Below are 19,918 nucleotides of genomic sequence, written 5' to 3' on the forward strand. Positions count from 1 at the left end.
TCCACCCCTCCCTCGCCGACCCGGCGATGACCTCGATGAACCTGCTCAACGAGATCTCCATCCGCTACCCGGAGGCGGTCTCCTTCGCGGCCGGCCGCCCGGCCGAGCAGTTCTTCGAGCTGGACGCCGTCCACCGCCACCTGGACCGCTACGTCGCGCACCTGCGCGCCGAACGCGGCCTGTCCGAGGAGGCGGCCCGCCGCCAGGTGCTCCAGTACGGGCGGACCAAGGGGATCATCCACGAGCTGATCGCCGCCCACCTCGCGGTGGACGAGGGCGTCGAGGTGCCCGCCGAGTCGATCGTGGTGACGGTCGGCTGCCAGGAGGCGATGTTCCTGGTGCTGCGGGCGCTGCGCCGCGGTCCCGAGGACGTGGTGCTGGCCGTCTCGCCCACCTACGTCGGGCTGACCGGCGCCGCCCTGCTGGCGGACCTGCCGGTGCGGCCGGTGGCCGACGGCCCGGACGGCGTGGACCTCGCCGACCTGCGGCGGGAGCTGGCCGCCGCCCGGGCCGAGGGGCTGCGCCCCCGGGCGCTCTACCTGGTGCCGGACGTCGCCAACCCGAGCGGCGCCAGCCTGCCGCCGGCGCTGCGCCGGGAGCTGCTGGCGCTGGCCGCCGCGGAGGACTTCCTGATCCTGGAGGACAACCCGTACTGCGTCTTCGCGGGCGAGGACCGACTGCCCTCGCTCAAGGCGCTGGACACCGGGCGGCGGGTGGTCCACCTCGGGTCCTTCGCCAAGACGGCCCTGCCGGGCGCCCGGGTCGGGTACGTGGTGGCGGACCAGCTGGTGGCGGACGGCGCGGGCGGCACCGTCCTGCTGGCCGACCTGCTCGGCATGATCAAGAGCATGACCACGGTGAACACCTCGCCGATCGCCCAGGCCGTGGTCGGCGGGGCACTGCTCGAACACGGCTTCAGCCTGCGGGCCGCCAACACCGAGGTCGCCGCGCTCTACCGGCGCAACCTGGCCCTGGTGCTGGACGGCCTGGCCCGGCGCTTCCCGCCCGGCGGCGGGGTGAGCTGGAACGAGCCGCGCGGCGGGTTCTTCCTGGTGCTCACGGTGCCCTGTGTGGTGGACGACGCGCTGCTGGAGCTCTCCGCCTCGCGGTACGGGGTGATCTGGACCCCGATGTGCCACTTCTACCCGGGCGCGGGCGGGGAGCGGCAACTGCGGCTGTCGGTCAGCCAGGTCGACCCGGCCACCCTCGACCGGGGGCTGGACGGCCTGGCCGCCCTGATCGCCGCCCGGTCCTGAGCCGGCGCGGGACGGGGGCGCCGGCCACCGGCGCCCCCGTCCCGGCCCTCCCGGCCCTACGGGATCGCCACCGCCGCGCCGGAGACCCGCACCCGGGTGTCCTCCGCGCGCAGCTCCACCCGCAGCACCCCCGGGCGGCCGAGGTCCTCGCCCTGGTGCAGCGTCAGCACCGCCGGCGCGGTCACCGCGCCCAGCTCGCGCAGGTAGGCGCCGAAGGCGGCCGCGGCCGCGCCGGTGGCCGGGTCCTCGACCACGCCGCCGACCGGGAACGGGTCGCGGACGTGGAAGACGTCCGGGGCCTCGCGCCAGACCAGTTGCAGGGTGACCAGGTCGCGGGCACGCATGTAGGCGGCCAGCCCGTCGAAGTCGTAGTCCAGCCGGGCCAGTCGCGAGCGGGTGCCGGCCGCGAGGACCAGGTGCCGGGCCCCGGCGTAGCCGATCCGCGGCGGCAGGGCCGGGTCCAGGTCGGCGGCCGACCAGCCGAGCAGGGCGAGCGCCTCCTGGACGTCCGCCTCCGGCACCTCCTCGACCTTCGGCTCGACGCTGGTCAGCGTCGCCCGCAGGCCGTCCGCGCCGTGCTCCACCTCGACCGGGACGTCCCCGGCGGCCGTGCCGAACAGGTACCGCCCGGGGCCGGTCCGCCCGGCCACCGCGACGGCGGCGGCCACCGTGGCGTGCCCGCAGAACGGCACCTCGACGAGCGGGCTGAAGTACCGCACCCGGTAGGCGTCTTGGGAGTCACCGGGGGTCAGGAAGGCGGTCTCGGAGTAGCCGATCTCGGCGGCGATGGCGAGCATCCGCTCGCCGGTCAGTCCGGTGGCGTCCAGCACCACGCCCGCCGGGTTGCCGCCCTCGGGGCGGGTCGAGAAGGCCGCGTAGCGGAGGATCTCAGGAGCATCGTCGGTCATGACCGGACGAACGTGCGCCGGGTGATCACTGTTCCCGCTCACCGCAGCACCGCCTCCAGGAAGTCCGAGCCCAGCCGGGCGCTGCCGGACAGGTCCAGCTGGTAGAGCATGTACCGCCCGCGCCCCGATCGGCACCGGCCGGGGCGGCCCGTCCGCGCTGCTGGGCCTGCTGACCGCGGCCGGCGGCCGGCGGTACGCGGCGGTCGGGGCGCTGGCGGTGCTGCGGCTGGGCCCGGCGCGGTAGCGTTCCGCCGGGCGATGGGATGATCATCCGCATGGCCCTGACCCCGTACCAGCAAGAGCTCCGCGACCGGCTCCTCGCCGCCGAGGTGGTTCCCGCGCCGGATCCGTGGCGGCAGGTCGGCCGGGGGACCGTCCCGGTCGGCGGACTGCTCGGCATCGGCTTCGCCGTCCACCCCGGTACCGGGCACGACCTCGTGCTGACCGTCTCCAGCAGCGGGCACGGCCTGTTCGACGCAGTCACCGGCGAGAAGCTGGAGCGCGAGTACGACCCGGAGGACGACCCGGACGGCCCCGACCTCTCCTGCCCCGGCATCGGCCCGGTGGCCGACGTCCGGATCCCGGTGGCCGGGCTGTGGGGCGGTGGCCCGCACACCGGGACGGACGACGGCTGGCGGGCCGACGTCGTGGCGCCCGAGTGGCCGAACCACCGCGTGCTGCTCGCCCACGGCGCGGAGCCCGCCCGCGGCGGGCGGCACGGTGAGACCTGGTGGCACGTCTTCCACTCCTCCTGGTCGACCTTCCGCGCCGCCGGTTTCTCCCCCACCGGCCGCACCCTCGCCGTGGCCACCAGCAGCGACCTCACCCTCTGGACCCGCCACTGACGCCGCTGGCAACGCCGGTGGCCGGAGGCGCCGTCCTCGGCTCCTCCGGCCACGTCATCGGTTCAGGCGCTCACGCGCGGCGGCGGTCCGTCAGACGCGGCTCCCGGGCAGGCCGGGCAGCGGGATGCGGTCGGCCTGGGTGTCCCACTCGTGGGACGGCGGGTCGCAGGGCTCCGGCGGGCAGGGTTCCGGCGGGCACGGCTCCGGGTGGCCCTTCCTGCTGTCCTTGACCGTGATCTCCACGCACGGGCAGTCCTTGGTCAGTTCGACGGTGCTCACCGCGTCCTCCGGCAGCTGGTAGCCGGGGGGTGCGATGACCTCCTGCCAGTAGTAGGTGCCCAGCGGCAGGTTGTCCGCCGAGCAGACACCCGTGGCGGAGGTGACGCAGGGCGAGCCGACGGCCGTGTCCGGGTTGGCCCCGGTCGTCTGCAGTCCGGGCACCCCGTTGGTCTCGCGCCACAGCTGGAACACCGCACCGGCCAGCGGCCGGCCGGTCTCGGCGTCCACCTTGGTGACGGTCGTGCTGCCGGTCTGCCCGGCCGTCTTCGTGTCCTGCACGGTGACCGGGACGTTCTGCCCGTTGGTGTCCAGTACCACCGTCGTCACCGGCGGCGACGGCAGGTCGTAGCCGGGCGGGGCCGCGGTCTCCTGCCAGTAGTACGTCCCCAGCGCGAGGTTGTCGGCGGAGCAGACACCCGTGTCGGACGTGACGCAGGGCGAGCCGACGGCCGTGTCCGGGTTGGCCCCGGTCGTCTGCAGTCCGGGCACCCCGTTGGTCTCGCGCCACAGCTGGAACACCGCCCCGGCCAGCGGCCGGCCCGTGTCCGCGTCCACCTTCGTCACCGAGGTCGAGCCGATCGGCGTGACCGTCTTCGTGTCCTGCACGGTGACGGGGACGTTCTGCCCGTTGGTGTCCAGCACCACCGTCGTCACCGGCGGCGACGGCAGGTCGTAGCCGGCCGGAGCCGCGGTCTCCTGCCAGTAGTACGTGCCCAGCGGCAGGCCGTCGGCCGAGCACACCCCCGAGGCGGGCGTGGTGCAGGGCGAACCGACCGCCGTGTCCGGGTTCGCACCCGAGGTCTGCAGCCCGGCCACACCGTTGGTCTCCCGCCACAGCTGGAACACCGCACCGGCCAGCGGCTGCCCGCTGCCGGAGTCCACCTTCGTCACCGAGGTGGCGCCGGTCGGCGCGACGGTCCGGGTGTCCTGGACGGTCACCGCGACGGTCTGCCCGTTGGTGTCCAGCACCACGGTGGTGACGTTCAGGTCGGGCAGCTCGTAGCCGTTGGGCGCGGAGACCTCCTGCCAGTAGTACGTCCCCAGCGGCAGGCCGTCGGCCGAGCACACCCCCGAGGCGGGCGTGGTGCAGGGCGAACCGACCGCCGTGTCCGGGTTCGCACCCGAGGTCTGCAGCCCGGCCACACCGTTGGTCTCCCGCCACAGCTGGAAGACCGCACCGGCCAGCGGCTGCCCGGTGCCGGAGTCCACCTTGGTGACGGTCGTGCCGGCGATGGGAGCCGCCGTCGCGGTGTCGGCGACGGTGACCGCGACGTTCTGCCCGTTGGTGTTCAGCACCACCTCGGTGACATTGAGCCCCGGCAGGTCGTAACCGGGCGGGGCGGCGGTCTCCTGCCAGTAGTAGGTGCCCAGCGGCAGGCCGGTCGCGGAGCAGACGCCCGAGGCCGGGGTCGTGCACGGCGAGCCGACCGCGGTGTCCGGGTTGGCACCCGTGGTCTGCAGGCCGGGCACGCCGTTGGTCTCCCGCCACAGCTGGAACACCGCGCCGGCCAGCGGCTGCGAGCCGGCCGCATCGACCTTGGTCACGCTGGTCGACGCGGTCTCCACCACCGGGGACTTGGTGTCGGCGACGGTCACCGGGACGTTCTGCCCGTTGGTGTCCAGCACCACCGTCGTCACCGGCGGCGACGGCAGGTCGTAGCCGGGCGGGGCCGCGGTCTCCTGCCAGTAGTAGGTGCCCAGCGGGAGGTCACCCGCCGAGCAGACGCCGTCCGCCCCGGTGGTGCAGGGGGCGCCGACCTTGGTGTCCGGGGTGGTGCCCGTGGTCTGCAGCCCGGCGACGCCGTTGGTCTCCCGCCACAGCTGGAAGGTGGCGCCGGCCAGCGGCTGGGAGCCGGCCGAGTCGACCTTGGTCACGCTGGTGGACGCGGTCGGGGCCGGCGGGTTGCCGCAGTCGGGCAGGTCGCCGTTGAAGGGGTAGGCGTGGAACTCGGTGCCGGTCATGCCGGAACCGGAGTTGTGCAGCAGCGAACCGGTGGTGAAGAACCGTCCGTTCAGGCCGGGCAGGCTCATCGTGCTGGTGCTGGCCGGGTTGCCGACCAGCACGCTGCCCTGGAACTGCCCGGAGCCGGTGAGGGTGACGGTCGTCGCGGCCGGGAAGTTCCACAGCAGGCGCGAACGCAGCTGGTTCCACGGGTCGTTGTCGTCGAAGCTGCCGCTGTAGGTGTTGATGGTGCGGGCGCCGCCGACCAGGTTGACCAGCACCGTCGCGTTCGCGGGGATGTTCGCGAACGCGATGCCCTGGGTGGAACCGCCGTTGCCGACGAGGTCGAAGTCGACGTTGAAGACCTGCAGTGCGGAGGTGCCGTCACCGGTGAACAGGGTCTGGTAGCCCTGGTTGACGGCCGTCCCGGTGGCCGGGCGGGGCGTGCCGACCCCGGCGTAGCACTCGCTCGCCGTCTGCAACTGGCCGCGCAGCGGTGTGTAGGCGGCCACCGCCTGGGCGTCCTGGGTCTTCGTCCCGTTGATGGTGCCGGTGGCGGTACCCGCGTAGCGGACGACGCCGCCTTCCGCCAGCAGCGTCTGGCCCGGGGCGATCGTGACGTTGCCGCCGGTGGTGAGGAAGTCCGCGCCGTCCGGCGGGGGCACCCGGGAGCCGACGCCGACGATGCCGATGTTGTAGACGGAGCTGACGCCGGCGGCCTTGTTCTGGGAGAAGTTGCCGAGGGTCACCACGTGTCCCTCGGCCTCGGCGGCCGAGCCGCTGACGTTGAAGTCGCCGCCGACGAAGATGTTCACCCCGGCGTCGCGGCCCGCGAAGGGGCCGTTGTTGACCGGGGGGAACGTCGCCGGGCAGTCCGCGCCCAGGCAGGGCCCGAGACCGCCCGGAAGACCGGCCGCCGAGGCCGCCGTCGGCGCGATGAGTGACATTGCGAAGGGTACGAGCGTCAAGGCGAGCGCGGAACTCATCGCCTTGCCTAGTCGGTGTCTCCAGGTGACGGCTGGCACCGCTCTCTGGCTGGGCTTCACCTCGGTCCTCTCCTGACGTGAACACGATGGGGCCCTGGAAGTCTTCTGGGGCGCAGCCCCGGGCGTCCGCGACGCGCACGGGGTGTCGCCCTGGCAGGGGCGGAGTGCACCCGATCGGCAGCACCCGCCGGGCCGTCCGGCCTTCCGGATGCGGGCACCGGCGCGGGCACGGATCCTGGCGACGAGGCGTGCCCGGCCCGAGGAAGGACTGCCATCAGCATGAGTGAACGACGTGAACGAATCATCGAAAGGTGCGTGTTGCGCGAAGCGCTCGCCGAGCGAAGCGAGGTGGGCGCATGAGTGCCCTTGATTTCGAGATCATCGACGCCCCCGACAGCTCGCTCAACAAGACCGCCGTCCTGGTCACCGGCCCGAACGACGCCCTGCTGGTGGACGCCGGGTTCACCCGCTCCGACGGGCGCCGCCTGGTCGAGCGGGTACGGGCCGGCGGCAAGCGGCTGACCACCGTCTTCATCAGCCACGGCGACCCGGACTTCTACTTCGGCGCCCAGGAGGTGCAGGACGCCTTCCCCCAGGCGCGGTTCCTGGCCACCGCCTCGACCGTCGAGCACATCCAGGAGACCTTCGAGGCCAAGCTGAGCGCCTGGTCGCACCTGGGCCCCGAGCTGCCGACCCGGCTGGTCCGGCCCGAGGTGCTGCCGGGGGACGAGATCGTCTTCGAGGGCCACCGCTTCGAGCTGCGCGGCGCCGACTTCCACCTGCCGGACCGCCACTACCTGTGGCAGCACCACCACCGCGCGGTGCTCGGCGGGGTGCTGCTCTTCGAGGGCCTGCACGTGTGGACGGCCGACACCCCGACCGCCGCCCAACGGGCCGCCTGGATCGACCTGTTGGACGGCATGGAGGCGCTGCACCCGACCTGGGTGGCGGCCGGCCACCGGGTCGCCGACGCGCCCACCGACCTCAACGCCATCGACCACACCCGCGCCTACCTGCGCGCCTTCGAGACCGAACTGGGCCGCACCGCCGACGCGGCCGCCGCCAAGGAGGCCCTGGAGCGGCGCTTCCCGGACCTGGGGCTGCGGATCGCGGTCGACATCGGCACCAAGGTCGCCAAGGGCGAGATGGCCTGGGGGTGAGCGCGCGATGATCGAGATCCCCAGGGACGTCGTCACCTTCGCCGAGTCCGCCGCCCCCGCCGACGTGGTGCGCCGCCAGTACCTGGCCTCCGCCCGGGGCGACCTGGCCGCGCTGCGCAGCACCCTGGCCGAGGACGTCGAGTGGACCGAGATGGCGGGCTTCCCGCTGGCCGGCACCTACCGCACCCCGAAGGAGGTCACCGCCCACGTCATGGAGCGCCTCGCCGCCGAGTGGGACGACTGGACGGCGCACGACGACACCTATGTGGTGGACGGCGAGAACGTGGTGGTCCTGGCCCGCTACACGGCCGTCCACAAGGCCACCGGAAGACCGCTCGCGGTCCGGGTCGCCCACCACTTCGTGGTGCGCGGCGGCCGGATCGTCCGCTTCGAACAGTTCACCGACACCGCGCTGGTCAGGGACGCGATGACCGGGTGAACCGGATGGCCGGGGTGAACCGGGCGACCGCGCCGACCGCACCGACCGCACCGTTCACTCGAACGGGCGAGCATGGCGCGGCGCGCCCGGCGCGGTCTCGACACACCACCCGGACGGCGGCAGGCTGGCCCCGGTCCGCAACGGATCTTCCACGGCGAACGAGGAGTTGGGCATGACGGGCAGCGAGCGGCCGATCGTGATCGTCGGGGCCTCCCTGGGCGGTGCCAAGGCGGCCGAAGCACTGCGCGACGCCGGGTACCGGGGCGGCATCGTACTGATCGGCGAGGAGCACGAGCGCCCGTACGAACGTCCGCCGCTGTCCAAGGGGTACCTGCTCGGCAAGGAGGCCCGGGAGAAGATCTACGTCCACCCGCCGCAGTGGTACGCCGAGCACGACGTCACCCTGCGCCTCGGCACCGCGGTGGCCGCCGTCGACCCGGCCGCCCGCACCGTGACCCTCACCGATGACGGTGAAGTGGCCTACGACAAGCTGCTGTTGACCACCGGCTCGGTGCCGCGCCGGCTTCCCGTGCCCGGCGCGGACCAGGACGGCGTGCTCTACCTGCGCCGGGTCGAGGACAGCGACCGGATCAAGGCCGCGCTGCGCCCGGGCGCCCGGATCGCGGTGATCGGCGCCGGCTGGATCGGCCTGGAGGTGGCGGCCGCCGCCCGTACGGCGGGCGCCGAGGTCACCGTCCTGGAGTCACTGGAGCTGCCACTGCTGCGGGTGCTCGGCCGGGAGGTCGCCCAGGTCTTCGCCGACCTGCACCGCGACCACGGCGTGGAGCTGCGCTTCGGCGTACAGGTCGCCGAACTGACCGGCGACGGCGGCACGGTGAGCGGGGTGCGGCTCGGCGACGGCACCGGGCTGGCCGCCGACGCGGTGGTGGTCGGCATCGGCATCTCCCCCGCCACCGCCCTGGCCGAGGCCGCCGGGCTGGAGGTCGGCAACGGCATCAAGACCGACCGGCACCTGCGCACCTCGGACCCCCACGTCTACGCGGCCGGCGACGCCGCCAACGCCTACCACCCGCTGTTCGACCGGCACATCCGGGTCGAGCACTGGGCCAACGCCCTCAACCAGCCGCAGACCGCCGCCCGCGCCATGCTCGGGCAGCCGGACGCGGTGTACGACCGTGTTCCGTACTTCTTCTCGGACCAGTACGACCTCGGTCTGGAGTACGTCGGCTACGTCGAACCCGGCGGCTACGACCGGGTGGTGTTCCGCGGCGACCCGGCCACCCGCGAGTTCATCGCCTTCTGGCTGTCCGGCGGCCGGGTGCTGGCCGGGATGAACGTCAACGTCTGGGACGTCACCGACCCGATCCGCGAACTCATCGTCTCCAAGCGGGTGGTGGACGCCGATCGCTTGGCCGACCCGGGCGTTCCGCTCGGGGAAGTGTGAGCGAGAACGAACACCCGCCGCCGCGCGACCTGAGATCGCACGCCGATGGCAACGCAAAGCCCCCGGAGTAACACCGCCGAGCGTCCCCGAGGGCTCTGCTGTATCCCTCCAGCCACGGTGATCCATGCCCGGTGCGGCGTGGCCGACAAACGGTGGACGTGGTCGTCCGGTTGCGGGAGATCGGGGCCGGCCAGCCCCCGGCCTACGGGGTGGCGGCCTTCAACCGGCTCTACCTCACCGCACGGAGGGCGCCCGGGACCGGCTCGGCGACTACTTCGCCGACCCGCTGGCGGTGGCCGGGCTGGACGTGGCGTTCGCCGGACAGTACCTGCTGGCCGTGATCTCCCCTGGGTTCGGTCGTTGTCTAGTCCGGTCATGTACACACTGCGTACGCTCGTAGTCGACTGCTAGCCATCACGAGGGCCCCGGGGGAGACGATGGCTCAAGAGGCAAGCGCCGGCCAGCTCATCGGCGGGAAGTACCGGCTGGTCTCCAGCCTGGGGTCAGGCGGCTTCGGACGGGTTTGGAAGGCCCACGACGAGCACCTTGACGTAGACATAGCGATCAAGGAGATCTGGCTCCCGCCTGCGCAGTTCGAGGAGGAGTACAACGAGCGCCTCAAGCGCGCCGCGCGTGAGGCACGAAGTGCCGCGAAGCTCCGCGATCACCCCAACATCGTGACCGTTCACGAAGTCGTCGTGGAGGCCGGCCGCCCGTGGATCGTGATGCAACTGGTCAACGGCTGCTCGTTGGACGAGTACGTCAGGCAGCATGGCCCGTTGCCTCGCGACCTGGCACTCAAGGTTGCCAGGGCACTCCTGGAGGCCCTCGACGCCGCTCACCGGGCCGGTATCCTCCACCGCGACGTCAAGCCGGCCAACGTCATGATGGCTTCCGACGGAAGGATCCTTCTGACCGACTTCGGGATCGCCCGTCACAAGGACGACACGGTGCTGACTGCGTCGGGAACCGTCATCGGATCCCCGGAGTACATGGCGCCCGAGCGAATCCGGGGACGGGCCGACATGCCGGTCAGTGACCTCTTCTCCCTCGGAGCCACGCTCTTCCAAGCCATTGAGGGAATCTCCCCGTTCAGGAGGGAGACGTCGATGGCATCCATGTCCGCGGTGTTGATGGATGAGCCTCCACCGCTCGTGAAGGCCCGCGACCCGCTTAAAACGGTCGTCCGTCTGCTGCTTGAGAAGAAGCCCGAAAACCGGCTCGGCATTTCAACAGCCTCGGTCCTCCTGACAGGACCGACTCGCCCGCAGAACCCCGGTGGACCGCAGACGGAGCACAACGTCTTGCCGCCAACGAAGGATCACCAAGCCCTCTTGAGAGCAGCCATAGAGCTTGATCGGCAGCAACAGGTTGAGAGATTGCTGCTCAATAGACCATCACCTGTCAGGCCGGTGCCCGCCGTCAACACGCGGAGAACACCGGAAAATGAGCAGAGCAAATCCGAAGACCAAGATGGTGCAAGCACTGCAACCAGGCGATCGGGCGGTCTTCCGGAGAAGGAGGTTCTAAAGATAGTGGCCGCAGGGCTAGGATTCATAGTTCTGTTCGGAGGGTTCTCGTGGGGCCTTTCAAAAGTGACGAATAATTCGGCCTGCGGCTGGATGAAGAGCGCACTTGCCAAGTATGAGCCGAATGGCTACACCACATATCAAAATCGACAACAGCTCATCAACCAGACGAGAGACGCCCTGGATCTCCCAGGGCTTGACCACGACATAAACTCCAACCTTGATGAATATCTAGACAGTCTGTTGAGAAATTGGTCTGCCCAAGACGCTGGGGATGGTCAGGCGAGTCGAGCAAGGGCGGCGGTTTTGCGCGCATGCGGAGACAAGGGGGACTAAGCGCCCCAAGAAGACACCATGTGGGAGGTGTATATCGCCCCCCAGCCCGCAGTGCATGGCTGAGGACACTTCCCGTCAAAGAGTGGCCGGCAACATCACCAGGGGCACGTCCGGCTCGCCCTCCGGGTTCTCTGCCTGGGCCTGGCCCGCTCGAAGAGGACGATGATCCCTGCCATGAGGTCAGACTGAGCACATCGCGTTTCGGCCGCCCGTGAGTTCATCGCCTTCTGGTTGTCCGGCGGCCGGGTGTCGGCCGGGATGAACGTCAACACCCGCCTCTCTCCTCCGCACCCGCACCCCTCCGCTCCCCGCCCATACCCCGCGCCTGCCTCCCCGCCCACACCCCCACTCCTCGCCCGCACCCCGCTGCCCCGCCGACCGTGCGGGATACTGGGAGTTCGGGGAGTCTCGGGGCTGGTATTCGGGCTGGGAGGCGCGCGGTGGGCGGGACGGCCGGGTTCGCCGTGGTGGTGTTCGGTGTGCTGGGCGGTGTGGTCGCCTACCTCGCCGGGGTGGTCGGGCTGCGCGAGCTGCGGAGGCTGCGCCGGGTCGGGGTGCCCGTCCGGGCGCTGGTGCGGGCCCGCGTTCGGGCGCCGGAGGACCGTGCGCTGCCGCCGCGCCCGCTGCTGCAGTTCGAGACCGAGGACGGCCGGGTGGTCGAGGTGTTCTCCCCCGTCCCGTCCACCGCGCGCCATCCGCTGCCGGACGGCGGCTACGTCCCCGTGCGCTACGACCCGGCGGATCCCCGGCAGGTGCTGGTGGACGGGCGGGAGCGGGTGCGGCTGGAGTACGGCTTCGTGGCACTGGGGCTGCTGATGGTGCTGGCCTCGATCACGCTGGGCGCCGTCGCCCTCTGAGCCGCGGACTCCCCGGCGCCGTGGATCTCGGCGGGCTGGACGTCGTCGGTCACGATCTCGGCGGGTACCTCACCCGCGGACATCGTGCTGAGGGTGAAGGCATCGGCCCCGCCGAGCAGGGAGCCCTGTTCGGTGATGCTCTCGATCAGCTCGGCGTTCTTCACTTCGCACACATGCATGGTCAGCTCTCCCGCGTGATGAGCGGTGCGAGGTCTCGCAGCGCAGCGGCGGGGCGGCGCCGGTCGACGTGATCGCCGCCCCTGCCGAACCGGTCGAACCCGCCGGACTCGCCACCGGTGAATGATGATTGACACAGTCAGCTGCGTGGCCCGCGCCGCATCGCCCACAGGGTCGGGCCGTTCGCCGGCAGCCGCACCTCCTCCTCCACCTCGAACCCGAAGTGCCGGTACAGCCCGAGGTTCTCCTGCTTCGAGGACTCCAGGTACACCGGCAGCCCGGCCGCGTCCGCCCTGGCCAGTCCCGAGCGCAGCAGGGCGGCGCCCTGCCCCCGGCCCTGGGCGGCCGGGTCCGCGCCGATCACCGCGAGGTACCAGTGCGCCTCCTGCGGCGCGTTGGCGGCGGCGGCCTCGGCGCAGTGCCGGAACCACCCGGTCCGGTCCCCGAGCAGCCCGCTCAGCTCCCGGATCGTCCCCTCGTCCGGCACGGCCTTCTCCTGCGCCTCCGGCCCCACCCAGAGGGCGGCCGCGTGCTCGGTGCGCTCGCACACCCCGTGCGGCAGGTACTGCCGGGTGAGCAGGGTGCTGAAGTAGCCGTCCAGCGCGGCCGGGCGGGTGGCGTCGTCGGGGAAGAACCAGCACATCATCGGGTCGTCGCCGAAGGCCCGGGCGAACACCCCGGCTATCGCCCCGACATCGTCACCCGTCGCCGCCCTGGGCGTGTCCGCATTCGTGATCCGCATACGGACATTCTGCGTGCCCTTATCCCCGCCGCCCGGGTCGGCCGACCAACTCGGCTTGTTCCGGCCGCTGCTGACCGTTCGGCAGGGGGCGGTGGAGCGGCCGCTGCGGGCGGCGGCCCGCTGTCCGAACGGCGGCCACTCCACCGCGGGGCGCCGGGGCGCCCCGCTCCCACCTGTCCTCCACCGGGTGCCGCGGGCTCCGGAGTTCCGGCCGGGGCCCGGCGGTTCGGCGCGGCCCGCCCCAGGGTGGGGGCGGGCCGTCCATGGGCGGTCCGGCCGTACGGCGGGACCGCGGTGGCGGCGCCCTCGGGCGCCGGGTTCAGGCCTTGGCCGCGAGGAGTTCCGGCGCGGGGCCGACGGGCAGGTGCCAGCGGGCGCGGCGGTGCAGCGCCTCCAGGTCGTGCAGCAGTTCGGGCACCGGGACGGTCAGGACGGGGCAGCCGGCCCGGCGGGCGCAGTACCCGGAGACCGGGCGGCGCAGTCGGCGGCGCAGCGGGCCGCCGCTGCGTCCGAGGACCAGCAGGTCGTCCGGCCGGTCGGCGAGGTGGACCAGGGCCGGCCCGGTCTCGCCGCGGATCACCACGGGCTGCATCGGGACGCCGGGGCCGGCTTCGCCGAAGGCCGCTTCGAGGGCCTCGTCCAGGCGCCGTTCGGCGGCCTCCCGGACGGCGCCGAGCAGCGGCGGGCAGGGCGAGCGGCGGTAGCCGTGTTCGCCGCCCGGCGGCTCCCAGGCGAGCACCGGCCAGAGCTCGGCGCCGCGGTCGCGGGCCTCGGCGACGCCGCGGTGCAGCGCCGCCAGGCTCCCCAGCGACCCGCTGACCCCGACCACCACCCTGGGTGCCGTGCCGTCCTGGTGCTGCCCGTTGCCGTGCATGATCCGTCCTCGTGTGGTGCGGTCTTCCGTCGGTCTCCACCCAACCGCCGCCCGGCCGCCGGGCCGGCCGCCTTGACGCCTTCCTGACGCCCCGGAGGGCGTTCCGTACGCACTCCATACACGGATCGCCCCTTCACCCGTTCGGCTCAGCCAGCGGGCGGAGGTCACGTCCGGGCGGGTGGCCGGCACGCGCCCGGGACGGGCGTGCCCACGGGCCGTTCGACACCGAACGTCCCCTGGCCGGGGAGCCGGGCAGTGGCCGCCCCCGGGCGCCTGGGCGGCGTGCACCGGGAACGCCGGCCCGGGACGGCGCCGAACTCGACCTGCCGGGGCCGGAGTTCCGGCGCGAGCGGCTGCCGCCCCGAATGGAGGCGGCGGCCTCGACCGGTCACGGGCATTCGGCCCACCTCGCCGCCCTCCGGTGGTAACCCCGCCCGCTCCCGGCGAGGCGCCGGCCCCGAACGGTTATGCCTGGGGAATGAAACTCACCCTCCGCGCCGCTCTCGGCGTCCCACTGATGACCGCCGCCGCCCTGACCCTGACCACCGTTCCGGCCACCGCCGCCACCGGAGACCTGGCCATCAACGGCACGACCCATACGGATCCCTCCGGGTGCTATGCCCTGGACGAGAACGCCAGCGTCGTCGACAACCTCACCGACCAGGGGGCGGAGATCCACTCCGGCGCGGACTGCACCGGGGAGGTCCTCGACGTCATCCCCGCCGGCGACGACAGCCGCGTCACCGAGGCACAGAGCCTCTTCATCCCCTGACCCGGCAGGGCCGCCCCCCGACCCCCGGCGCCACCCCCCGGCCCCCGGCACCCGGCGCCACCCCCGGGCACCCGAGCGGCACTGGCATCACATCCGGATGGTGCTATCGTCATTAGCATCATGTTGCTGAAGCTGGACCTTGGCGACGCCCGCCCCCTGCACGAGCAGGTGGCGGGCGCGATCCGACGGGCCGTCGCGGAGGGCGAATGCGCCCCCGGCGACAAACTGCCGCCCGCCCGGGAACTCTCCCGGGCCCTCGGCGTGAACACCAACACCGTCCTGCGCGGGCTGCGCGCCCTGCGCGACGAGGGGGTGCTGGAGTTCCGCCGGGGGCGTGGCATCACGGTCGCCGACCACGCCGACACCCGCGCCGAACTAGTGGACCGGGTACGGCAGTTGGTCACCGACGCGGCCAGGGTCGGCTACAGCAGGAACGATCTCGTGGATCTGATCAGGGGGATGTCGTGAAGAACGAAGAAGCCGGCGGAGAGCCCGTCTCAGACCGGCCGGTGCGCCGGGCGGCCGTGTGGGGAGCCGTGGTCTGGATCCTCGGCGTGGCGGCACTGCTGGTCGCTCTGCCGCTGACCGCGCGGGACCGGCTGCCGGACCAGGTGGCGACCCACTGGAGCGGGAGCCGGCCGGACGGTTCGATGCCGCTGACGGTGGCGGCGCTCTTCCCGGCCGGGGTCTGGCTGCTGGTCGCGATCGGTCTCGCCGTCGCCCTGCGGGTCGGGCCCGACCGGAGCCGTGGCATCGCCGGGCCGGTCCTGGCCACCACCGGGGTACTGCTGGCCGGCGCGCAGGCCTCCATCGTGCGCGCCAACCTGGACCGCACCCGCTGGCAGGACGCCGCGCCGATGGGCGTCGAGGTGGTCCTGATCATCGCGGCGGCCGGCCTGGCGGGCGCCCTGGCCTGGCTGGCGACCCGACGGGCCGCCACCGAGACCGCACCCGCCCGCCCCGGGGCGCCGGTGCTGGCCGCGAAGCCGGGTGAGCGGCTGGTCTGGCTCTCCGAGGCCTCCAACCACTGGCTGCAGGTGCTCGCCGCCGTGCTGGGGCTGATCTCGGTGCCGGGCGTCCTGCTCGCCGCGAGCGGGCGCACCGAGTCCGTGGACTGGGTGTCGGTCGTCCTCTTCGGCGCCGGCTCCGTCACCGTCCTGTTCTGCTCCTCGGTGCGGGTCCGGGTGACCGGCGACGGCCTGCACGTCGGCTTCGGCCCGTTCGGCCTGCCGACCCGGCACCTCGCCCCCGAGGAGATCGCCCATGCCCGGGTCGAGAACCTCACCGCCCGTCAGGCCGGCGGCTGGGGCTTCCGGGCCTTCCGCAAGGGCACCGGCGTCTTCCTGCGCTCCGGCGCCTGCCTGGTGGTCCACACCGTGCGCGGCACGGACTTCGTGATCAGCGTCGACGACGCGGAGCGCGGCGCGGCCCTGCTCAACGCCCTCGTCGAACGGGTCGGCGCGCCGACCCGCTGACCCCGCCCGGACCGCCATCCGTGAGCAGTCCTCCGGTGGCGGGCCGCTCCGCGTGCGGCGACGCCGGCGCGCCGGGATGCCGACGGGCCCTCGGTCCGCCAAACCACCCGGTTCGGTGGTGGGGCGATCTCCTTTGCGGGTACACCAGTTGGCGGTCAACCATCGCGCGGAGCAGCGAGGAGGCGTCCGTGACCGACGACCGGAGCGTTCAGAGGACCATCGATTCACAGCAGACCGTCCAGGACGGACGGACCATCACCTTCCTGCGGTTCGGCGTCGGGGCGATCGGGGTGCTGCTGCCGCCGGCGCTCCCCGTGGGCAACTGGCTGGCGGACGAGGTGACCGGGCGGGCCGCGGAAGGGTACTGGCCCGCGTCGATGAGCGCCGCGTACTACTCGGGGACGCGGAACGTGTTCGTCGGGGCGCTGTGCGCGCTCGGGGTGTTCCTGATCTGCTACCGGTTCGACCGGCGGGACGACCGGTGGAGCACGGCGGCCGGGGTGTTCGCGCTGGGGGTGGCGCTGTGTCCGACGACGCCCTCGGATCCGAGCGGGCTGCAGCGCACGGTCGGGGTGTTCCATCTGGTGTTCGCCGGGCTGCTGTTCGTGATGCTGGCGCTGTTCTGCCTGTACTCCTTCCGCAATCCGCGGTCGGCGCAACCGGTCCGGGTGGGCACGGCGTACCTGGCGGCGGGGGTGCTGATCGTGGTCGCGCTGCTGGCGGCGGTGGTCACCGGGCTGTCCGGGTTCGGGGCGGACTGGACGGTGCGGCCGGTGTACCTGTGCGAGTGGGTGGCGACCTGGGCGTTCGGTGCGGCGTGGATCGGTGCGGCGGTGGAGCTGGCGGCCGGGCGGGCCGGGTCCGGGCGGCTGCCCCGTCAGACGGTGGGGCTGGAGGTGCGGGGTCCGGAGGCGCCCCAAACCTGAGCATTCGTCATCTCGTCACACTGGCGAACCGTTACCATGCGCACCAGGGCCGGGCGCCGTGACGACCGGTGACGGATGCCGGCAGCAACGGGGAGCGCGAGCATGACGTACCAGGACTACCCGTCGGTCGACCTGCGGATGGACGTGCCGCACTCCGCCCGGGTCTACGACTACCTCATCGGCGGCAAGACCAACTTCGAAGCGGACCGGGCCGCCGCGCACGCCTCGGTGCAGGCCTGGCCCGCGCTGCCGGTCTCGATGCGCACCACCCGCGACTTCATGCAGCGCTCGGTGCGCCACCTCACCGAGCGGTACGGGGTGCGGCAGTTCCTGGACATCGGCACCGGCATCCCCACCTCACCCAATGTGCACGAGATCGCCCAGGCGATCGCCCCCGAGGCCCGGGTCGGGTACGTGGACAACGACCCGATCGTGCTGACCCACGCGCGGGCCCTGATGTCCAGCACGCCCGAGGGCCGCACCTGTTACGTGGACGCCGACTTCCGCAACCCGGAGTCGATCATCGGCGACCCCCGGCTGCGCGAGGTGCTCGACCTCTCGCAGCCGGTGGCGCTCTCGCTGATCGCCATCGTCCACTTCGTGCTGGACGAGGACGACCCCCAGGGCATCGTGCGCCGCTTCATGGACGCCCTGGCACCCGGCAGCTTCCTCGCCCTCACCGTCTTCACCGGGGACACCGACCCGGTCGGGGTGGGCGGCGTCGGCCGGGAGTACAACGCCCGCGGCATCCCGCTGCAGATCCGCGACAAGGCCGAGACCGAGGCCTTCTTCACCGGCTACCGGCTGCTCGACCCGGGCGTCACCCTGGTGCACCACTGGCGGCCGGACGCCGACGCCCCGGCGATCCGCGACCGGGACATCGCGATGTACGCGGGCGTGGCCGTCAAGAACTGAGCGCCCACCAATACGGACGAAGACATCCGCCCGACCCCACGGCGCCGCCCTCGGACCCGCCGCCTTCGCGCCGCGGGCACCGGGGGCCGGCACCCGGGCGTCCCCGAGGAGTTGCGCCGGCTCACCGTCGTCTCGCTCGGCCTGAGACAGCGCTGACCGCGGCCCGTACGCGGACGGGCCGCGGTCAACCGGAGACGGAGACCAGGCCCGCCTCGTAGGCCAGGATGACCAGGTGGACCCGGTCCCGGGCGTCCAGCTTTGCGAGCAGCCGGGTCATGTAGGTCTTCACGGTGGCGATGCTGAGCACCAGTTCGGCGGCGATCTCGGGGTTGGACAGGCCCCGGCCGACCAGGGTGAGGATCTCCCGCTCCCGCTCGGTGATCACGTCCAGCCGGTGGGACACCGGTACCGGATTCCTCGGCCGCTGCGCCGCGAAAGCGCCGATCAGCCGCCGGGTGACGCTCGGCGCGATCAGGGCCTCCCCCGCGGCGACCACCCGCACCGCGGCGAGGATGTCGTCCAGCGCCATGTCCTTGACCAGGAAGCCGGACGCCCCGGCGCGCAGCGCCGCGTACACGTGCTCGTCCTCGTCAAAGGTGGTGAGCACCACCACCCTGGTCGGTCCGCCAGCCGCGGTCACCTGCCGGGTCGCCTCGATGCCGTCGGGGACCGGGGGCCCCTCCCGGCCGCCGGACTGGGGGCGCATCCGGATGTCCATCACCACGACGTCCGGCCGCAGTTCGGCGGCCAGCCGGACGGCCTCGGCGCCGTCGCCCGCCTCCCCGACCACCTCGACGTCCGCCGTCTCGGCGATCACCATCTCCAACGCGGCCCGCACCAGCGGCTGGTCGTCGGCCAGCACCACCCGGATCACGCCGCCACCTCCGCGGGAGCGGGGACCGGCAGCCGGGCGGCGACCCGGAAGCCGCCGTCCGGGCGCGGCCCGGCCTCGAACTCGCCGTGCAGCAGGGCGACCCGCTCGCGCAGCCCGGCCAGGCCGAAGCCGCTGCCGGGCGCGGTGCCGTGGCCCCGGCCCCGGTCGGTGATCTCCACGGAGAGCTCCCCCGCCGCCCGGTCGACGGTCACCAGGCAGTCCCGGACCTGCGCGTGCCGGACCACGTTGGTCACCGACTCCTGGATGATCCGGAACGCCGAGAGGTCGATCTCCGGTGGCAGCGGCCCCGGTTCACCCGTACACCGCAGCTCGACCCGTACGCCCGCCGCGGTGGTGGCCTCGGCCAGCCGGTCGAGGTCGGCCAGGCCCGCCGGGGCGCTCGTCGACGCCTCACCGTCGGCCTGGCGCAGCGCGACCAGCATCCGGCGCAGCCCGGCCAGGGTCTCCCGGCCGGCGGCCTCGATCTCGCCCAGCGCCTGCTTGGCCCGCTCGGGCCGGCGGTCGATCACCCGCCGGGCGGCGCCGGCCTGCAGGGCGACGATGCCGATGCTGTGCGCGACGGTGTCGTGCATCTCCCGGGCGATCCGCAGCCGCTCGGCGGTGACCGCCTCGGCGGCGGCCCGGCTGCTCAACGCCTCGGCGTGCTCCCGGTTCTGCCGCACCGAGCGCCCGGCCAGCCAGGCGACCAGGGCGAGCAGCGCGGCGCCGTCGGCCGAGCCGATGTGGGTGCCGGTGAAGATGCCGACGGTGTTGCCGTGGACCAGGCCGACGTGCAGCACCAGGAACACCATGACCAGGGCGAAGGCTGCGCGGGAACCGCGGCGCGGGCAGGTGGCGGTGATCAGGCAGAGCGCGACGTAGACCGCGAGCAGCGCGGCGGGTGGCACCTGGACGCCGGCGGCCCAGCCGTCGGTCTCGGTCCAGGTGGCGATCAACAGCAGGGCGACCGAGAGCACCGGCAGCCGGCGCAGCAGCGCGGCGCCGAGGAAGGCCACCGCCGTGTCGGCCAGGGTGAACGGCAGTCCGCCGTGCACGGCGGCGCCGCGGTGCTCCGGCAGGGAGCCGCGGAGCAGGAGCGCGGGATAGCCGACGGCCACGCACCAGGCGAGGGCGACCCAGGCCTCGGGCGGGACGCGCCGGAACAGCGGGGGCGTCGGTATCGCGGACATGGTTCAAGATCGTAACGACGGGGGCGGGGCA

General features: G+C 73.0%; 18 protein-coding genes. 12 read left to right on the forward strand and 6 right to left on the reverse strand.

Annotation, left to right across the window (positions count from 1 at the left end; all coding sequences use genetic code 11):
- Window positions 1-26: 26 nt before the first annotated feature.
- A complete protein-coding gene (locus tag ACZ3YL_RS31575) occupies window positions 27-1,256 on the forward strand; it encodes an aminotransferase-like domain-containing protein (RefSeq protein ID WP_188308523.1) in 1,230 nt (409 codons plus the stop codon).
- A gap of 56 nt (window positions 1,257-1,312) precedes the next feature.
- Here ACZ3YL_RS31575 and ACZ3YL_RS31580 read toward each other — a convergent pair whose 3' ends face one another.
- Complete coding sequence (locus tag ACZ3YL_RS31580) at window positions 1,313-2,164, reverse strand: PhzF family phenazine biosynthesis protein (RefSeq protein ID WP_188308514.1); 852 nt, start codon at window positions 2,162-2,164, stop codon at window positions 1,313-1,315.
- A 275-nt stretch (window positions 2,165-2,439) separates the two neighbouring features.
- Here ACZ3YL_RS31580 and ACZ3YL_RS31585 point away from each other — a divergent pair, with 275 nt between their 5' ends.
- Window positions 2,440-3,009 (forward strand): hypothetical protein, encoded by a 570-nt coding sequence (locus ACZ3YL_RS31585; protein WP_188308515.1) that lies wholly within the window; start codon window positions 2,440-2,442, stop codon window positions 3,007-3,009.
- Window positions 3,010-3,099: 90 nt separating this feature from the next.
- On the opposite strand, the gene ACZ3YL_RS31590 is transcribed toward ACZ3YL_RS31585, so the two are convergent.
- Window positions 3,100-6,177 carry a SpaA isopeptide-forming pilin-related protein gene (locus tag ACZ3YL_RS31590; protein WP_465660634.1) on the reverse strand — a complete coding sequence of 1,026 codons (3,078 nt, stop codon included), beginning with the start codon at window positions 6,175-6,177 and terminating at the stop codon, window positions 3,100-3,102.
- Window positions 6,178-6,572: 395 nt separating this feature from the next.
- On the opposite strand from ACZ3YL_RS31590, the gene ACZ3YL_RS31595 reads away from it, so the two are divergent.
- The 5 genes from ACZ3YL_RS31595 to ACZ3YL_RS31615 all read left to right on the forward strand — a co-directional run bounded on the left by ACZ3YL_RS31595 (window position 6,573) and on the right by ACZ3YL_RS31615 (window position 11,942).
- A complete protein-coding gene (locus ACZ3YL_RS31595; RefSeq protein ID WP_465660636.1) occupies window positions 6,573-7,376 on the forward strand; it encodes an MBL fold metallo-hydrolase in 804 nt (267 codons plus the stop codon).
- A gap of 7 nt (window positions 7,377-7,383) precedes the next feature.
- Entirely contained in the window at window positions 7,384-7,815 is a 432-nt protein-coding gene (locus tag ACZ3YL_RS31600) for a nuclear transport factor 2 family protein (protein ID WP_188308518.1), read from the forward strand.
- A gap of 172 nt (window positions 7,816-7,987) precedes the next feature.
- A complete protein-coding gene (locus ACZ3YL_RS31605; RefSeq protein ID WP_465660638.1) occupies window positions 7,988-9,220 on the forward strand; it encodes an NAD(P)/FAD-dependent oxidoreductase in 1,233 nt (410 codons plus the stop codon).
- Between the two features lie 437 nt (window positions 9,221-9,657).
- A complete protein-coding gene (locus ACZ3YL_RS31610; RefSeq protein WP_465660640.1) occupies window positions 9,658-11,085 on the forward strand; it encodes a serine/threonine-protein kinase in 1,428 nt (475 codons plus the stop codon).
- A 440-nt stretch (window positions 11,086-11,525) separates the two neighbouring features.
- Window positions 11,526-11,942, forward strand: a complete 417-nt coding sequence (locus ACZ3YL_RS31615; RefSeq protein ID WP_465660642.1) for a DUF3592 domain-containing protein — start codon at window positions 11,526-11,528, stop codon at window positions 11,940-11,942.
- Window positions 11,943-12,258: 316 nt separating this feature from the next.
- Here the strand turns inward: ACZ3YL_RS31615 and ACZ3YL_RS31620 are convergent, their stop codons facing one another.
- Window positions 12,259-12,861: a GNAT family N-acetyltransferase gene (locus ACZ3YL_RS31620; protein ID WP_188308522.1), complete on the reverse strand. Its 603-nt coding sequence runs from the start codon at window positions 12,859-12,861 to the stop codon at window positions 12,259-12,261.
- 319 nt (window positions 12,862-13,180) lie between these two features.
- Window positions 13,181-13,735, reverse strand: coding sequence for a universal stress protein (locus tag ACZ3YL_RS31625; protein WP_465660644.1), 555 nt, complete (start codon window positions 13,733-13,735; stop codon window positions 13,181-13,183).
- Window positions 13,736-14,213: 478 nt separating this feature from the next.
- Between ACZ3YL_RS31625 and ACZ3YL_RS31630 the strand changes: the two genes are divergently transcribed.
- The 5 genes from ACZ3YL_RS31630 to ACZ3YL_RS31650 all read left to right on the forward strand — a co-directional run bounded on the left by ACZ3YL_RS31630 (window position 14,214) and on the right by ACZ3YL_RS31650 (window position 17,823).
- Window positions 14,214-14,507 (forward strand): hypothetical protein, encoded by a 294-nt coding sequence (locus ACZ3YL_RS31630; protein ID WP_188310054.1) that lies wholly within the window; start codon window positions 14,214-14,216, stop codon window positions 14,505-14,507.
- A 120-nt stretch (window positions 14,508-14,627) separates the two neighbouring features.
- A complete protein-coding gene (locus ACZ3YL_RS31635; protein ID WP_188310053.1) occupies window positions 14,628-14,975 on the forward strand; it encodes a GntR family transcriptional regulator in 348 nt (115 codons plus the stop codon).
- Window positions 14,972-15,982: a DUF1648 domain-containing protein gene (locus ACZ3YL_RS31640; protein ID WP_465660646.1), complete on the forward strand. Its 1,011-nt coding sequence runs from the start codon at window positions 14,972-14,974 to the stop codon at window positions 15,980-15,982. Before ACZ3YL_RS31635 ends, ACZ3YL_RS31640 begins: the two co-directional genes overlap by 4 nt.
- 188 nt (window positions 15,983-16,170) lie before the next feature.
- Window positions 16,171-16,908 carry a hypothetical protein gene (locus ACZ3YL_RS31645; RefSeq protein WP_188310052.1) on the forward strand — a complete coding sequence of 246 codons (738 nt, stop codon included), beginning with the start codon at window positions 16,171-16,173 and terminating at the stop codon, window positions 16,906-16,908.
- 102 nt (window positions 16,909-17,010) lie between these two features.
- Entirely contained in the window at window positions 17,011-17,823 is an 813-nt protein-coding gene (locus tag ACZ3YL_RS31650; protein ID WP_188310051.1) for an SAM-dependent methyltransferase, read from the forward strand.
- Between the two features lie 184 nt (window positions 17,824-18,007).
- Here the strand turns inward: ACZ3YL_RS31650 and ACZ3YL_RS31655 are convergent, their stop codons facing one another.
- Complete coding sequence (locus tag ACZ3YL_RS31655; protein ID WP_411293107.1) at window positions 18,008-18,643, reverse strand: response regulator; 636 nt, start codon at window positions 18,641-18,643, stop codon at window positions 18,008-18,010.
- A gap of 50 nt (window positions 18,644-18,693) precedes the next feature.
- Window positions 18,694-19,887, reverse strand: a complete 1,194-nt coding sequence (locus ACZ3YL_RS31660) for a sensor histidine kinase (protein WP_188310050.1) — start codon at window positions 19,885-19,887, stop codon at window positions 18,694-18,696.
- Between the last annotated feature and the right edge of the window lie 31 nt (window positions 19,888-19,918).

Source organism: Kitasatospora sp. NPDC023176, from assembly GCF_055560495.1.

What these genes read in the sequence shown, in the direction of transcription:
- ACZ3YL_RS31650 (WP_188310051.1), top strand. Translation starts at nt 17,011, where the DNA reads ATGACGTACCAGGACTACCCGTCGGTCGACCTGCGGATGGACGTGCCG.
- ACZ3YL_RS31655 (WP_411293107.1), bottom strand. Translation starts at nt 18,643, where the DNA reads ATGGTGATCGCCGAGACGGCGGACGTCGAGGTGGTCGGGGAGGCGGGC.
- ACZ3YL_RS31610 (WP_465660640.1), top strand. Translation starts at nt 9,658, where the DNA reads ATGGCTCAAGAGGCAAGCGCCGGCCAGCTCATCGGCGGGAAGTACCGG.
- ACZ3YL_RS31605 (WP_465660638.1), top strand. Translation starts at nt 7,988, where the DNA reads ATGACGGGCAGCGAGCGGCCGATCGTGATCGTCGGGGCCTCCCTGGGC.
- ACZ3YL_RS31660 (WP_188310050.1), bottom strand. Translation starts at nt 19,887, where the DNA reads ATGTCCGCGATACCGACGCCCCCGCTGTTCCGGCGCGTCCCGCCCGAG.
- ACZ3YL_RS31580 (WP_188308514.1), bottom strand. Translation starts at nt 2,164, where the DNA reads ATGACCGACGATGCTCCTGAGATCCTCCGCTACGCGGCCTTCTCGACC.
- ACZ3YL_RS31600 (WP_188308518.1), top strand. Translation starts at nt 7,384, where the DNA reads ATGATCGAGATCCCCAGGGACGTCGTCACCTTCGCCGAGTCCGCCGCC.
- ACZ3YL_RS31635 (WP_188310053.1), top strand. Translation starts at nt 14,628, where the DNA reads ATGTTGCTGAAGCTGGACCTTGGCGACGCCCGCCCCCTGCACGAGCAG.
- ACZ3YL_RS31630 (WP_188310054.1), top strand. Translation starts at nt 14,214, where the DNA reads ATGAAACTCACCCTCCGCGCCGCTCTCGGCGTCCCACTGATGACCGCC.
- ACZ3YL_RS31590 (WP_465660634.1), bottom strand. Translation starts at nt 6,177, where the DNA reads ATGTCACTCATCGCGCCGACGGCGGCCTCGGCGGCCGGTCTTCCGGGC.
- ACZ3YL_RS31620 (WP_188308522.1), bottom strand. Translation starts at nt 12,861, where the DNA reads ATGCGGATCACGAATGCGGACACGCCCAGGGCGGCGACGGGTGACGAT.
- ACZ3YL_RS31575 (WP_188308523.1), top strand. Translation starts at nt 27, where the DNA reads ATGACCTCGATGAACCTGCTCAACGAGATCTCCATCCGCTACCCGGAG.
- ACZ3YL_RS31585 (WP_188308515.1), top strand. Translation starts at nt 2,440, where the DNA reads ATGGCCCTGACCCCGTACCAGCAAGAGCTCCGCGACCGGCTCCTCGCC.
- ACZ3YL_RS31595 (WP_465660636.1), top strand. Translation starts at nt 6,573, where the DNA reads ATGAGTGCCCTTGATTTCGAGATCATCGACGCCCCCGACAGCTCGCTC.
- ACZ3YL_RS31625 (WP_465660644.1), bottom strand. Translation starts at nt 13,735, where the DNA reads ATGCACGGCAACGGGCAGCACCAGGACGGCACGGCACCCAGGGTGGTG.